Consider the following 14,882-nt stretch of genomic DNA (forward strand, 5'->3'; position numbering starts at 1 on the left):
AATTTTAACCAGAATTTATGAAATATTTCAATTAAAACTTAATGTATCTTATGAATCTTCTATGTTTTAATTCACTAACAAACGTTCGTATCTATATTACATTCAACTCTTTACCAACTTTTGTAAAAGCTTCAACCGCTTTTTCCAGATGATGACGTTCATGACCGGCTGATAACTGAACTCTAATTCTTGCTTTTCCTTTTGGAACAACAGGATAGAAAAATCCAATTACATAAATTCCCTCTTCTAATAATTTTGCAGCAAACTCTTGAGCTAGTTTAGCTTCGTATAACATTACAGGAACAATAGGGTGATCTCCAGAGAGAATATCAAATCCGGCAGCGGTCATTTCTGACCTGAAATATTTTGTATTTTCTTCTAATTTATCTCTAAGGGCCGTAGAAGAGCTTAATAAGTCTAATACTTTTATCGATGCTCCAACAATAGATGGTGCTACTGTATTAGAAAATAAGTAAGGTCTAGAACGTTGTCTTAACATCTCTACAATTTCTTTTCTAGCTGCAGTAAAACCTCCTGAAGCTCCTCCAAGTGCCTTACCATAAGTACCCGTAATGATATCTACTCTGCCCATAACATTACGATACTCATGTGTTCCGCGGCCTGTTTTACCTAAAAAACCTGTAGAATGACATTCATCGATCATTACCATCGCATTATATTGATCTGCCAAATCACAGATTTTATCTAATTGTGCAATGGTCCCATCCATTGAAAAAGAACCATCCGTTACTATAAGTATACGTCTGGACCCTTCTGCAGATTTCAGCTGTTTTTCCAGGTCAACCATATTGTTATGTTCATACCTAAAGCGTTTTGCCTTACATAGTCTTACTCCGTCGATAATAGAAGCATGATTTAAAGCATCTGAAATAATAGCATCTTCTGGTCCTAGAATAGGTTCAAACACCCCTCCATTAGCATCAAAAGCAGCTGCATAAAGAATACAATCTTCCATCCCTAAAAACTCTGCCGTTTTACGCTCTAATTCTTTATGAATATCTTGAGTTCCACAAATAAATCGCACCGATGACAGTCCATACCCATGCGAATCAATAGCATTTTTACCCGCCTCTATCACATCAGGGTGAGAAGAAAGCCCTAAATAATTGTTTGCACAAAAGTTAAGAACATCTTTGGTATTGGTTGTATCTATCTTTGCTCCTTGCGGTGTAGTTATTATTCTTTCGGTTTTATACAATCCTGCCGCTGTGATTTCGTCCAGCTCTTTTTGTAAATCTTCTTTTATAGTAGAGAACATAATAATTATCCTTTATTGTTATTTTTTATTAGTGTCAAATATTTTATCTAACCTATTTAGGAACTAAAACATCAAAGTTTCCAAATTTCTTGATCCTGTTTTATAGTTTTCTTTTAGTTTTTCTATCATTGTACCTGTAATCGATTCGAGATCAAATTTTGGTTTCCAGCTCCAATCTTTTCTTGCAGCAGAATCATCTATTGACTTTGGCCATCTGGAAGCTATTTCCTGTCTAAAATCCGGCTCATAAGAGATTTTAAAATCAGGATATAATTTACGAATTTCTGACGCTACTTCGGCAGGAGAAAAGCTAATTCCTGCAATATTATAAGAAGTACGGATAGTAATATCTTCTTTAGGGGCATCCATTAATTCTAAAGTAGCACGAATGGCATCATCCATAAAAATCATGGGAAGTGTTGCATCTTCTTTCAGGAAGCAATTAAATTCTTCTTTAAGTACTGCCTTATGATATATATCAACTGCATAATCTGTTGTTCCTCCTCCAGGTAATGATTGATATCCAATCACACCAGGGTAACGGATTGATCTTACATCCAATCCATATCGCATAAAATAATATTGTGCCCAATTCTCTCCGGCTGCTTTACTTATGCCATACACTGTAGCTGGGTCCAGGTAAGCATTATTTGGTGTATTATTAAGAGGAGCGCCTTCACCAAAAACGGCAATAGAGCTAGGAAAAAAAACTTTATCTATTTTATGATGCCTGGCAACCTCAAGTACATTAAATAACGTTTTCATATTAATATCCCAGGTAGTTAATGGGGTTTGCTCTCCTTTTGCTGATAAAATAGCTGCAAGATGGTATATCTGCGTCACATTATATTGAGTAACCACGTCATGAATCCTATTCATATCGGTTGCATCAATTATTTCAAAAATACCTTCATACCCTTCTCTAGGTCTTAAGTCAGAAGCAATTACATTACTGTTTCCAAATTTATGCTTTAAAGACTCTGTCAAAACAGATCCCAATTGACCATTAGCGCCTATTACTAAAATAACTGTTTCCATAGTATCTTAAAATTTTAACACCTTACCGTGTTATTTCCTAGCCAAAATACAAAACATAGATATTACATCCATCAATACTTAATAATTAAGTAATTATTACTTTTTATTATTGTTTTTTCAGCTATATTTACTTTTAATAAAGTTTAAGTTTTACTTTTAAAGTAATTTTTTTGATACGAAATGGAACAATTAGATCACACCGACATTACTATTCTTAGAATTTTACAAGAAGATGCCAAAAAAACTGCAAAAGAAATTGCTAAAATCCTTAATCTCACTCCATCTCCTATATATGAACGCATTCGAAGGTTAGAAAAACAAGGGTTCATCAAAAAATATGTGGCCATCTTAGATAAAAAACTAATAGATCGATCTATCACCACAATTTGCCAGGTCTCAATGCGATATCATAATGAAGCATTTATAGAAAAGTTTGAAAAGCAAATTCAAAATTTACAAGAAGTACAAGAATGTTACCATATGGCGGGTCAGGTGGATTTTATTTTGAAAATTCATACTAAAAGCCTAGAAGAATATCATGATTTTGTAAAAACAAAGCTGTCAAAAATCGAGAATATTGGTGTATTAAACAGCACTTTTGTACTCAAAGAAATTAAGCACACTTCAGAGTTTTATATTTGATAAGTATTTTTTTAACCAAAAAGCAGATTTTTTCATTTTGCGTTGCATTGTTTTTCTATTGAGGTTTATAATGCCAAATTTTGGAACAAAACCTTCTGCCCATTCAAAGTTATCCACCAATGTCCAAAGTAAAATACCTTTAAGATTTACTCCTTTTTTTAAAACTAGCTTCATCCCTTCTATTACATTTTGATAATATTCGATTCGCGCCTGATCGTCTTCCTTCTCTGACAGAGCCATTCCACACTCAGATAACCATAACGGTTTTTCTGGATCGTATGCAGAGAATCTTTCTAAAAAATATTGTGTGCCCTGGGGATATGTTTCCCATCCCATTATTGATACCGGAATTTTTCTCTTTTTTGGTTTTATTGGCAATGCTCCCATATACGGAATATACCAAGCTGCCTTTATTACTTCTCGAGTATAGGTCTGAATACCCCAAAAATCAAAGTCCGTTTTAAGAGCTTCTATATCTCCTATTTTATAATATCTTGAAATACGTTTTAAAATAGGTAAATCATCATCTGGATATCCTAATCCCAAATGAGGCTCTATAAACAAGCGATTCATTAGTGTATCAATTCTATTGGCTGCTTTACGATCTGCAGACGTATTTCTATAAGGCTCTATTTTAGTACAACTTATTGCGGTACCCACTCTAAGTTCATTTTTTTTCTTCAATTCTTTGAATCCTATTGCCTGAGCTAGCAAAAGGTGATGTGTACTCGAAACAAAATTTCGAATCCCCCTTCTGCCAGGAGCATGTACACCAAGAAAATACCCCCCTCCAAGACATACTATTCCTTCATTAATCAGTATCCAATTTTTAACACGGTCAGCAAAATGGTCTCTCAATACTTGCACATATTCCTTATACCAGTCGATAATTTCCCTATTCGTCCATCCTCCTTTATCTTCTAATTTTTGAGGTAAATCCCAATGATATGTTGTAATCCATGGCTCTACTCCCACCAAAAGACAATAATCGATTACTTGATTGTAAAATTCAATCCCTTTTTGGTTAATCTTTCCTGTTCCTTCGGGAAGTATCCTTGGCCAGGAAATAGAAAAACGAAAAATCTTTAACCCAATATCTATAGTCAAATCTATATCCTCCTTAAATCTATGATAAAAATCTGTTGCTTCTTTAATATCAGAACCATCTTTAATCTTACGAGATTTTTGGGTGAATGTATCCCAGATAGAAGGACCTTTACCATCTTTATCATGGGCACCTTCAGTTTGAGCAGCTGCAATGGTAACTCCCCATTCTAGATGCCTAAATTCATTCATTATCTATAAAAATCTAGGGGACAAAACATGGATAGTATTATCTAAATATTTCTTTTTTGAGAAAAGGAAAAATTATAAAGAAAATAATGCGTTGAACTAAGCAAATTAGCTTATGAAAGAAACTGCGGATTATTCTTTTAAAATTATAAAATAACATACTGATAATCTTTATCTTATAAAGATACCACATCAATTAATAGATTATTTTATGTTAACGTTATCTTAGTGTTAAGATCATTTTTTATGAGTTTATCATACAATAAATATTGAATTGTGTACTTTTGAATGTAAGCAGATTTTATAAACATTCTATATGTCAATTTCAGTATCCAATATTTCTAAACTTTATGGTGATCAAAAAGCATTAAATGATATTTCTTTTGAGGTAAAAGAAGGTGAAATTGTCGGTTTTCTAGGTCCAAATGGAGCAGGAAAATCCACTATGATGAAGATTCTCACTACGTACCTTGATCCTTCTGAGGGTAGTGCTATGGTTAATAATTTTGACATTCATTCTCAATCTATAAAGGTACAACGCAGTATTGGATATCTTCCAGAACACAATCCTTTATATCTGGAAATGTATGTAAGAGAATATCTTACATTTAATGCTCGGATTTATAAAATTTCTAAATCCAGAATTGAAGAAGTGATTAAATTAACAGGTTTAACCCCTGAGGCTAACAAAAAAATTGATCAACTCTCTAAAGGATACCGACAACGAGTTGGTTTGGCTTGTGCTCTTCTCCATGATCCCCAGGTATTAATTCTCGATGAGCCTACGACAGGATTAGATCCAAATCAGTTAGTCGAAATTAGAGAACTTATAAAATCCATTGGTACTGCTAAAACAGTATTTTTATCTACTCATATTATGCAAGAGGTTGAGGCTATGTGTGATCGAGTTATTATCATCAACAAAGGAGAAATTGTTGCTGACAAAAATCTCAATGAAATATCTGATGAAACTCAACAAATCATAGAGGTAGAATTTGATTACCGTATAGAAGAAGCTTTCTTATCAAAGTTGTCGAATGCCAGTGAAGTAAAAAACATACATGGTTTTTCTTATCAAATTACCTTTGACACCAAAAAAGATATGCGTCCTACCGTCTTTGATTTTGCTCATGACAACAAACTGAAAATATTACAACTATCCAGAAAGAACAAAAATCTAGAAAGTATTTTTAGAGAATTAACCAATCCTTAAAAAAGAGTTCGAATTAATCCTGCGTTGTTTTCTCTATATTATGCAAAATTTCTTTGAGTTTTTCAACAGAAATGGGCTTTACAATATAATCACTTACACTTTCATAGGATTTGGCTCTAAGAATATCTTCTGGATCCACTGACGAGGAAACTACATAAATGATAATTTTCTTTGCGCAAGGGACCTTAATAAATTCTTCCAAAAACTGTAATCCATCAAGAACTGGCATATTCAAATCTAATAAAATAACGTCTGGCAATTTTTCATTTGCGGAAATGATGGCTTTCAAATTATTTAATGCCTCTTCACCATTGCGAAAAACCATAAAACCGTTACAAAAATCAACAAGTTCCATTATTTTTTTTATGCCAAATACAAAAATTGGGTCATCATCAATAATACAAGCTATATCAATTTTTCTCATGCTTCATATATATTTTAAAAATTGTTCCTTTATTTACTATACTTTCGACTTCAATCTTACCTCCCATTGCTTCAACTTGATTTTTTGTAATAAATAGCCCTATCCCTCTAGCCTCTTTATTATTATGAAAGGTCTTATACATTCCAAAAAGTTTAGCCTGATGTTTTTTTAAGTCAATCCCTAATCCGTTATCTTCGATACTTAACACTACAAAATCACCTTCTATTCTAGTACTTAGAGTAACATAACTATCTCGTTCATTTGAGCTATATTTTATCCCGTTTGTTATAAAGTTGAGCAAAATACTATCCAAATAAGCCGGAATTCCCAAGATTCCAATATCTGGTTCTGAGATATTATTAATAATCACGTTGGTTTCTATTGCAATAGCAGAAACACTTTCTATTGATTTGTTAATTGATTCATGCAAGTTTAATCCAGTCAAATTCTCATCTACCGATGTATTCATTAACACCACCTCATTTAAGTGTACAATGGTTTCAGTAAGATTTTCTGAGGCGGTTTTAAAAAGTTTTATGATCTCATTATCTTCTAGCTCAGGGTTCTCCTGGATCAACAAATCTAATAACATTTGAAAATTACCTGAATGTGATTTTAAGTTATGAGAAACTATGTGTGCAAAATTTCTCAATCTTTTATTTTGATCTTCTGCAACTGATAACCAAGATTTTAAATCTTGTTCCACCTTCTTAATCTCACTTATATCTACAGCGACACCTAAATAACCTATAACCTCATTGTTTTCTTTGATTACTGACATTGTTAGCTGCACAGGAAAATGTGTACCATCTTTTCTCACATGAGTCCATTCTCTAGTACTATACCCTTCTTTACCGAGTGAAGCAGTAAAAGCTTCCAATCCTTTAATTTCTCGATTAAATATTAACGATAATTCTTCTTCTCTTTTTTGGACTTCCTCCCTTTTATGAAGTATTATAGCATGTTTTTTAAACATTACTTCTTCCTTACTATATCCCAACAAATTCTCTGCCCCTCGGTTAAACGTTGTAATCAGACCATTTTGATCTGTACCAATGATACTCACTTGAGTAATATCATCAATTATATTTTCTAGTTTGGTAATAGCTTCATTAAGTTTTTGTCTCGCAAAAATCCTATGGCTAATATCAGCAACCTGTGCTACAAAGTATGAAGGTTCATTGTATTCATTTTTAATAACAGAAACAGAAAGGTTAACATATATGATATCTCCATTTTTACGAAAACATCTTTCTTCCATATTAGCATTTAATGTCTTTCCATTAAATAATTTTTCAAACCATATGTTACTACCTTTTAAGTCATCCTGATGAATAATATCTTTGAATGATAATTTGACTAATTCTTGATTCGTATAACCAAGAGTTTCGCATAATTTATCATTTACTTTTGTAAAATATCCGTTTTTATCTACCATCACCATTCCAATCGCTGCATTTTCAAAGTTTCTTCTGAAGATATCTTCGCTAATACGTAAACGAATTTCGGCTTCTCTGGCTCTAGTGATATCTGCTGTGTGCATTAATATACCTCCAATTTTATTTTCATCGGTATACCAAGGTCGTATTTCCCAGGTTAGCCATTGTACCGACCCATCGAGTCTTTTAAAACGGCTTTCATCGCTTTTTAGCACTTTTCCGCTTAAACATTCTTTATGATCAGCTTTCCATTCTTCACTAATTTCCGGAAAGACCTCATAATGTGATTTGCCTATTATATTATCGTCCTTAATATTATAATCCTGATACCATTTCTGGGAAGCTGCCAAATATCTCATATCAGTATCAAACATGGCTATTGCACTTGGTGTCTGTTCTATAAATAATTTATTTTTTTCCAGATCTTTCTTGCTTTTTGTAATTTCCTGATGTGACCCAATCATCCATTCTGGATTACCTTCAGCATCCCAACTCACCACTCTTCCTTTATCCAAAACCCAAATCCATTCTCCATTTTTATGCTTCATTCTTGCTTCGCATTCATACACTGATGATTTTCCAGCAAAATGATCTTGTAAAAGTAGGTTTGATTTTTCCAGATCGTCAGGATGTGATAATTTCGCCCATGTATCAATTGAAACAGGCCCCAGTTCTAAAAGGGTATATCCTGCAATACTGGCCCACCTTTCATTAAAAATTGTCTCTCCTGTTTTTACATTCCATTCCCAAGTCCCAAGGTGTGTACCTTCAATAATATGTTGATAACGATCTACCTGTCGTTGTAATCGTATTTCTGTTTTTTTTAATTTAGTAATATCTGTATGGGCGCCCAACATTCGTATCGGCTTCCCTTTATCATCCCGTATTGCTAGCCCTCTGCACTGAATCCAAACTGTATGCCCTAATTTATGTGTGTATCGTACAATCTGATCATAAGGATGCGAAGGGTCTTTACAGTGCTTAGTAAAATTACTAAATACAACTTTTAAATCTTCTTTATTAATAAGATCCTGCCATGCAGAAACATTATGAGGCATCTCATCTGGATCATACCCTAATGTTGTCCAAAATTTGGGATTCATCCATTCATTTTCAGGATTATCTAAATCCCAAAACCAAAGCCCATCCAAACTTGATTTTTGTATAAAATCAAAAATAGAATCATCTCTTTTTATAAGTGAGTATAATTCTTTTTTAAGATAATTCTCATCAAGATTGTCAATATTTTGTGTATTACTAGACCTATTTCTAATCATTTTTGAATATAAACTTTGGGGTGAAAATTTGGTATCTTATAAAGTTAGCTATTAATTTCAATTACCTAGAACCCAAATTCCACAAACTTTTTGTGGTAATACCTTTCTGGAATTGCACTATTACACTTCTTTTAAAACAAAAAAACATGACATCTCACAGAAACATAAAATACTAAAAATCAGATTTTTAAACTATTCTAAAAAAAGTATATAAGTACAATTGGTAAGACCTACTGTAATCCAAAGATTAGAAAAAAAAGAAATCACAGAATATTACGGCACGCAAAAAAAGGGGAAATATCCCCATAAACTCACAAAAACATTTTGCTTACATTACTGAAATATCAATCTACCAGTAAAAAATGTTGAAACTTCAACAACCCCAGGACGATTTACAGAAATTACATCTCCCGTACTGCGTATTTCTCCCCGAATAGATTCTCGGGGATTTATGATCATTTTATTTGTTCCTCTATGAAAAATCTGAACATCTTCAGCTATTAAATCAGCACCTTCAAACCTTCCTGTACCTGAAGCAAAATTGACGTTTAAGGACATAACCTTTCCTTTTATAAAGAATGAAGCTATATTATTACCTACTACAGTTAGGTTTTCAACATCTACCTCTAAATTAAATGTTCCGGTAGTTGTTTCTGTTTCTTCTATGACATCTTCTGAAAATAATCTAAGTAAAGGGTACGTTAATATACCATCTGAAGAAATATCAAATTGAGTACCACTTCTGATCTCAGTTATATTGGGAGCTGTAACAAAAATCTTGGTTTGATTAAGGTCTCTAAAAAAAGTACAATCATTAGTATTACTAAGTACCAAACGGTCACCTTCGACCACAGCAGAAACTTCCTCTATTAAATTATCTCCGGTTTCAATAGTAACTGCAGTAGTTTCTCCTTCTTTCAGAACCAGTTCTACATTTGGATTTACCAAAATTCTGGTAAAATCAGGCGTTTCAATATCTTTTGTAATGATAGTCCCTGTGCGTTGAAAACAGTCAGAAGCATTTTCAGAATCACAACCGATAAACAATAATCCAAATATTAAAATAAATCTATTCACGTCTCATCATTAAATAAATTTCGATAATAAATTATCAAAATTTTAATTTCTTAAAAACTATACTCTTAACAACAAAAATCATAATCTATATCCTATAGAAAACTCCATGGTTTCTGCCTTTGCCGCATGGGACCTAACGGTAAGTGAACCAAATATATTTTTAGTAAAATAATATTGAAGCCCTGCTCTAAGATATGTTTGCCCTTCAAAATCGTATGGGTAATAAAAATAGTATCCAAATTGAGTTATTAAAGAAGTTCTGCTTACACGTAATTCGTGTCCGAGAAAAACACCTGCTCGTTTAGCATCTTCATCTCCTGTTGTTCCATCATTAAAACCACCACTTGCTCTAAAATCTATAAATCTTTCTAATGCTTTAGAAAAAAACACTTCGGCTCCTAACTGGATAGCACTTTTCTTATTTAACCTCTTATCGGCGAAAGCAGCAAATGTATAAAATGGGAACCTCCCTGAACCTACAACATCGCTTTCATTAACTCCACTTCTAAAAACAAATCCATAACCAATGGGCTCTGCTCCTTTTAACAGCCCTTTTTCTTTTTCTGCATATGCCGGAGTATCCTGATCAAATGTATAGGTGACACCTGCATTTAAAAACAATGTATTTGTACTCTTATTAGGTGCTTTCGAATTTCCATTAGAGTAATGAACAATCCCCAATCCTGCCTGCAATCCTAATCCTTTAAATATATTTACTTTTTTCAAATTTAACAGCGCATACGATCCACTTACTAAATGTGTACCGTAGGCCACATTTCTAAAATTATCATCCTCGTCATAAGGAGTAGTATTATAGGACGCTCCTTGCCCTATCCTAAACATTAAAAGACGATTAAAAAAATAAAAGTTATAATGCAAATACACTCCATAATGCTCTCCTAAATATTCATTATCCAAATTTTGATACAAAAATGACACTCCATAATCAGGATTATTATATAAACGCTGCCATTCTTTATCTCCAAAAGTTTTGCGTTGAAAAGATAGAATCAAACCCGATGGGTGGCCTGTTATCAAATGAGAGATATCTGGATTATGCTTTAGGATAGAACCATAAAAATTATTTACATCCAAAGTATACTTAGCTTTTGATTCAACCTGGGCATAGACCCCAAAATGAAGAATACTTATCACTAAACAAATCTGCTTTATCATCCGGCAAATGTAATAATACCTTTTTAAATAGCTATGGCGTTTTAAAATAGCTCTTAAAACTATTTTAACTTTTTATATGATTTTATCTTTACCCAACAACATAAGCAAACCTTCTTGGTGAACTTTCTACTTATAATCGAAACATAACAAAATAGTAAGAACTATCTATCTATATCTAAATAAGATGAAAACGGTTAATTTTGAAATATAATAATACCACCCATAAGTCTTAATTCCTATGGGTGGTAAAAAAAGAATTGGCCTAATCTTTTTTGAATTATTAGTACTATAAAATTTTTATTCCTACATCATTTTATGGAAATTTTCTTTCTCCGTATCCACCAGTACCTAACGCAATCGTATTTGCGTTGTTAAATTTAATACTAGCCGTTGAACATCCATTATTAGCATTTATAGCTGCTCTAATTTTCACAACACCACTGGCTGGCATTATAAATGTTCTTGTACCTTGTGTAGAAGTAGCGGTTCTTCCTCCAAAATCCACATCTACAGAAACACGAACTCCATCACCAGTAATACGAATCTCTAGGTTCTCATCTTCATAACATGGAGCTCCTGGAGATGCAAAATAATCAACTTTTATACGTCGGCCTGGAATGTCTCGATATTCTCCGGTAGACCTATTCATGGTGCCTGTTATAATACCCGATTCTCGATATAAAGCTTGCCTCCAAACTTCATATTCTCCGTTTACCAATATTCTAGCATCCGTAAATTCATTAGGCTTATCCACTGGCAATGCTATTTCTACACCTCGAGAAGCATCTTTGATGTAAACAAAATTATTATCTTCTCTAGTAACTATAAATTGAAAAATAGCCCCAGGAATCACTTGTGGTAATCCTGCAGCTATATAATCTTCTACAGCGGCTTTTGCTTTTTGGTATTCTTCCTCTTCTTTAGGGCATTTAAGTCTGTCTAAATCATTATTAAGCAAACAAATCCCTAGAACAGTCTTTTTTTTATTTAACTCATTCTCAAGATTTACATATGCAGGATGGGGTTTTTCATCTATCTTTTCAAGAACCTGATCTTTATTTCTTGTAAATTTACTAGGCCCCTTTACTCTCCAATTTGCAAATGGGTCATGTAATTCTTTAGCAACGTTTTCAGTACTTGTTGGATCAAGTGTTGTAGATATCTCGGTAAATGGGATTTCATCTTGATCTTTTTCACAAGATAAAAATACCATGAATACAATAAGAGCCATGGTTCTAAATACCATTTTCATTTTTGTCATAATTTAATTTAGGTTTTAAGTTATTTGTATGCGACAGGCCAATTGTTTTTGGTGATAGTTCTTATCCTATATAGTTTTCTATTTTTTTAATACTTTGTTTAGTTACTTTACCTCTTTGGGAACATGTTTAAAAGCTATTTCACTCATCTATCGTATACTTCATGAAAAATCAAACCATATAGCATTGGGAAATACACCATCTCAAAGAAACAGTATCAAATAATACAAAAACACACTGTTTTCCGTGATAATTTTCTCACTTACCCTAATCTTCAAGCATCATTTATATTTTTTACAACGCATGAGTATTTAAAATTTCGTTTAATGTCTCATCAAGTATTAAGAATCTGACAACTCCAGGACTATTTTAACTTTTTATATGGTTCCATATAAATCATGGGTTTTATCTTTAATACACTGTTATATTTTATTAAACATTTTAAAAACAAATGACAACATATACTTTGGCTTTTGATGTCTACGGAACCTTGATTGACACTTCGGGTATTTTCCATTCTTTAGAAAAGATGGTGGGTAAGGCAACTAAGGTATTTATGAACACCTGGCGCCTTAAACAATTAGAATATTCGTTTAGAAGAGGGTTAATGGATGACTATGTTGATTTTTCTATTTGTACAAGAGAAGCTCTCGAATATACCTGTTTAGATCTCGATATCAAATTAACCCCTAATCAAAAGATTAGTTTGATGAAGGAATACACGACACTCCCTATATTCCCAGATGTAGTGGATGGATTACAACTATTAAAAGAAACGGGGCACAAAGTATATGCTTTCTCTAACGGTAGTTCTTTAGCAATTAAGAATCTAATTGATACTGCACAAATAACAACTTTTTTTGATGGTATTGTGAGTGTTGAAGCTACAAAAACATTCAAACCAAGTCCTGTGGTTTACAAGCATTTTAATACACAAACAAATTCTACTCCCGATAATTCATGGCTTATTTCCAGTAACTCTTTTGATGTTATTGGAGCAATTTCATATGGTATGAGATCTGTATGGGTTCAACGTTCTTCGACATCAATATTTGATCCGTGGAACATCAGCCCAACAGCAACCATTACCAGTATCAAGGATCTAAATAAGGTTTTAAAAAATACTGAATAGAACACAATAGTTCTCACCAAAGCTTAGAATATTTCTGAAGCAATCTTTTTGATATTATCTGATTTTCCCATCGAATAATAATGCAATACCGGAACTCCATACTCCATTAATTCTTTGGATTGTTGTATTGCAAATTCTACTCCTACCTCTCTTACTGCTGCATTGTTTTTGCAACTCTCTATTGCTCTTACAAGTTCATCTGGCATATCTAGCTTAAAAACCTGAGGTAAAAGTTGTAGATGTCTTTTAACCGCTGCCGGTTTAATTCCCGGGATAATCGGCACATTTATTCCTGCTGCTCTTGCTTTTTCTATAAATGAGAAATATCTTTTATTATCAAAAAACATTTGAGTTACTACATAATCTGCTCCAGCATCTACCTTTTCTTTTAGCCTTCGTATATCTGAGTCCATAGAAGGAGCTTCCATATGCTTTTCAGGATAACCTGCAACTCCAATACAAAAATCAGACTTATTATCTGTTTCTATTACTTCATGCAAGAATTGCCCTTTGTTCATATTTACAATCTGAGTAACCAATTCGTTTGCATAACCATGTCCTCCTTTTGTTGGTGTGAAATACTTTTCTTCCTTCATAGCATCACCACGTAACGCCATTACATTATCAATCCCCAGATAATGACAATCCACCAATAAATATTCTGTTTCTTCTTTGGTAAATCCCCCGCATAATACATGCGGAATTGTATCTACATTATATTTATGAGTAATCGAAGCACAGATTCCCACCGTACCAGGTCGCATTCTTGTTAGTTTTTTATCTAATAACCCTTCGCGATCGATATATATAAATTCCTCTCTGGAGGTAGTAACATCAATAAAAGGAGGATTAAATTCCATCAACGGATCAATATTGTTATACAACTCCTGGATACTTCTTCCTTTTTGTGGTGGTATTAATTCAAAAGAGAATAAAGTCTTACCCTCTGCTTTTTTTATGTGATCTGTTACTTTCATTTATTTTTAAATTCTTAGTTTTTTAGTTGATTTCTTCTGGCGTTCGAGCGGGCTATTCGCTATATCTTTTTTCAATACATCACCCTTCGAGAGCACTTCGACAAGCTCAGTGCAAAACCTCGAGGTACTTTATAAAAAAAGGATGTCGCTTCTATCCCTAACGCAATTCTTTCCTTTTTCAATTTAATTGACTATATATACTGTTAATCTGTCCCAAATGATATATATCATGTTGTATCATCCCTCTTATCATATAGTCGTTTTTATATGCGTTCCCTAGACTATTTTCATACATCCATGAATCGGGTTTTGTTGTTAACAATTCACATATCAATTCCTGTGTTTTAATGAGTTCATTAAGTATAGTCTCTTTTTGAACTTCTGTCTGCACTAACACATCTCTTCTCCAATCTTTTTCAGAATTTAATTCGATACCAAACGATTCGTTATCTTTTAATTTTTCTATTACAAATACTCTCCAATCCATCATATGATAGACAAGTTCTGTGATCGAATGTGATACATACTCTGGTTTTTTATCCCAAAACTCAACTGGAATATCTTTTAAAGATTTTAGTATAGAAGGGCCAAACCATGGCTGTCCTTCAAAAACCTCTTCTAATTGTGTTATACTATCCTCTATATCCATTGTATTA

General features: G+C 33.0%; 13 protein-coding genes. 3 read left to right on the plus strand and 10 right to left on the minus strand.

The genetic code is table 11. From position 1 onward, the window contains the following. Positions 1-91: 91 nt before the first annotated feature. Positions 92-1,279: a glycine C-acetyltransferase gene (kbl, locus tag DK442_RS25915; RefSeq protein WP_109438821.1), complete on the minus strand. Its 1,188-nt coding sequence runs from the start codon at positions 1,277-1,279 to the stop codon at positions 92-94. Positions 1,280-1,342: 63 nt separating this feature from the next. Next, the gene (locus DK442_RS25920; protein ID WP_109438822.1) at positions 1,343-2,317 is read right to left on the minus strand and encodes an NAD-dependent epimerase/dehydratase family protein; all 975 of its coding nucleotides are present in this window, start codon (positions 2,315-2,317) and stop codon (positions 1,343-1,345) included. Positions 2,318-2,497: 180 nt separating this feature from the next. Between DK442_RS25920 and DK442_RS25925 the strand changes: the two genes are divergently transcribed. Further along, positions 2,498-2,959, plus strand: a complete 462-nt coding sequence (locus DK442_RS25925; protein WP_109438823.1) for an Lrp/AsnC family transcriptional regulator — start codon at positions 2,498-2,500, stop codon at positions 2,957-2,959. Here DK442_RS25925 and DK442_RS25930 read toward each other — a convergent pair. Further along, positions 2,942-4,255, minus strand: coding sequence for a glycoside hydrolase family 1 protein (locus tag DK442_RS25930; protein WP_109438824.1), 1,314 nt, complete (start codon positions 4,253-4,255; stop codon positions 2,942-2,944). The two genes, DK442_RS25925 and DK442_RS25930, sit on opposite strands and share 18 nt — an antisense overlap. 313 nt (positions 4,256-4,568) lie before the next feature. Here DK442_RS25930 and gldA point away from each other — a divergent pair, with 313 nt between their 5' ends. Then, positions 4,569-5,465 carry a gliding motility-associated ABC transporter ATP-binding subunit GldA gene (gene gldA / locus DK442_RS25935; protein ID WP_109438825.1) on the plus strand — a complete coding sequence of 299 codons (897 nt, stop codon included), beginning with the start codon at positions 4,569-4,571 and terminating at the stop codon, positions 5,463-5,465. A gap of 13 nt (positions 5,466-5,478) precedes the next feature. Here the strand turns inward: gldA and DK442_RS25940 are convergent, their stop codons facing one another. The 5 genes from DK442_RS25940 to DK442_RS25960 all read right to left on the minus strand — a co-directional run bounded on the left by DK442_RS25940 (position 5,479) and on the right by DK442_RS25960 (position 12,119). Then, positions 5,479-5,889, minus strand: coding sequence for a response regulator (locus DK442_RS25940; protein WP_109438826.1), 411 nt, complete (start codon positions 5,887-5,889; stop codon positions 5,479-5,481). Continuing rightward, positions 5,876-8,605, minus strand: coding sequence for a PAS domain S-box protein (locus DK442_RS25945; RefSeq protein ID WP_109438827.1), 2,730 nt, complete (start codon positions 8,603-8,605; stop codon positions 5,876-5,878). Before DK442_RS25945 ends, DK442_RS25940 begins: the two co-directional genes overlap by 14 nt. 333 nt (positions 8,606-8,938) lie before the next feature. Next, positions 8,939-9,682: a head GIN domain-containing protein gene (locus DK442_RS25950; RefSeq protein ID WP_109438828.1), complete on the minus strand. Its 744-nt coding sequence runs from the start codon at positions 9,680-9,682 to the stop codon at positions 8,939-8,941. A gap of 78 nt (positions 9,683-9,760) precedes the next feature. Then, positions 9,761-10,858, minus strand: a complete 1,098-nt coding sequence (locus DK442_RS25955) for an acyloxyacyl hydrolase (protein WP_109438829.1) — start codon at positions 10,856-10,858, stop codon at positions 9,761-9,763. Positions 10,859-11,171: 313 nt separating this feature from the next. Further along, the gene (locus DK442_RS25960; RefSeq protein WP_109438830.1) at positions 11,172-12,119 is read right to left on the minus strand and encodes a hypothetical protein; all 948 of its coding nucleotides are present in this window, start codon (positions 12,117-12,119) and stop codon (positions 11,172-11,174) included. Positions 12,120-12,568: 449 nt separating this feature from the next. Here DK442_RS25960 and DK442_RS25965 point away from each other — a divergent pair, with 449 nt between their 5' ends. Next, positions 12,569-13,249, plus strand: coding sequence for a haloacid dehalogenase type II (locus DK442_RS25965; protein ID WP_109438831.1), 681 nt, complete (start codon positions 12,569-12,571; stop codon positions 13,247-13,249). Between the two features lie 23 nt (positions 13,250-13,272). Here the strand turns inward: DK442_RS25965 and metF are convergent, their stop codons facing one another. After that, complete coding sequence (gene metF, locus DK442_RS25970) at positions 13,273-14,226, minus strand: methylenetetrahydrofolate reductase [NAD(P)H] (RefSeq protein ID WP_109438832.1); 954 nt, start codon at positions 14,224-14,226, stop codon at positions 13,273-13,275. 178 nt (positions 14,227-14,404) lie between these two features. Next, the gene (locus DK442_RS25975) at positions 14,405-14,875 is read right to left on the minus strand and encodes a DinB family protein (RefSeq protein ID WP_109438833.1); all 471 of its coding nucleotides are present in this window, start codon (positions 14,873-14,875) and stop codon (positions 14,405-14,407) included. Positions 14,876-14,882: the final 7 nt, after the last annotated feature.

Origin of the sequence: Aquimarina sp. AU119 (assembly GCF_900312735.1) — a bacterium.
GTDB classification, from domain to species: domain Bacteria; phylum Bacteroidota; class Bacteroidia; order Flavobacteriales; family Flavobacteriaceae; genus Aquimarina; species Aquimarina algiphila.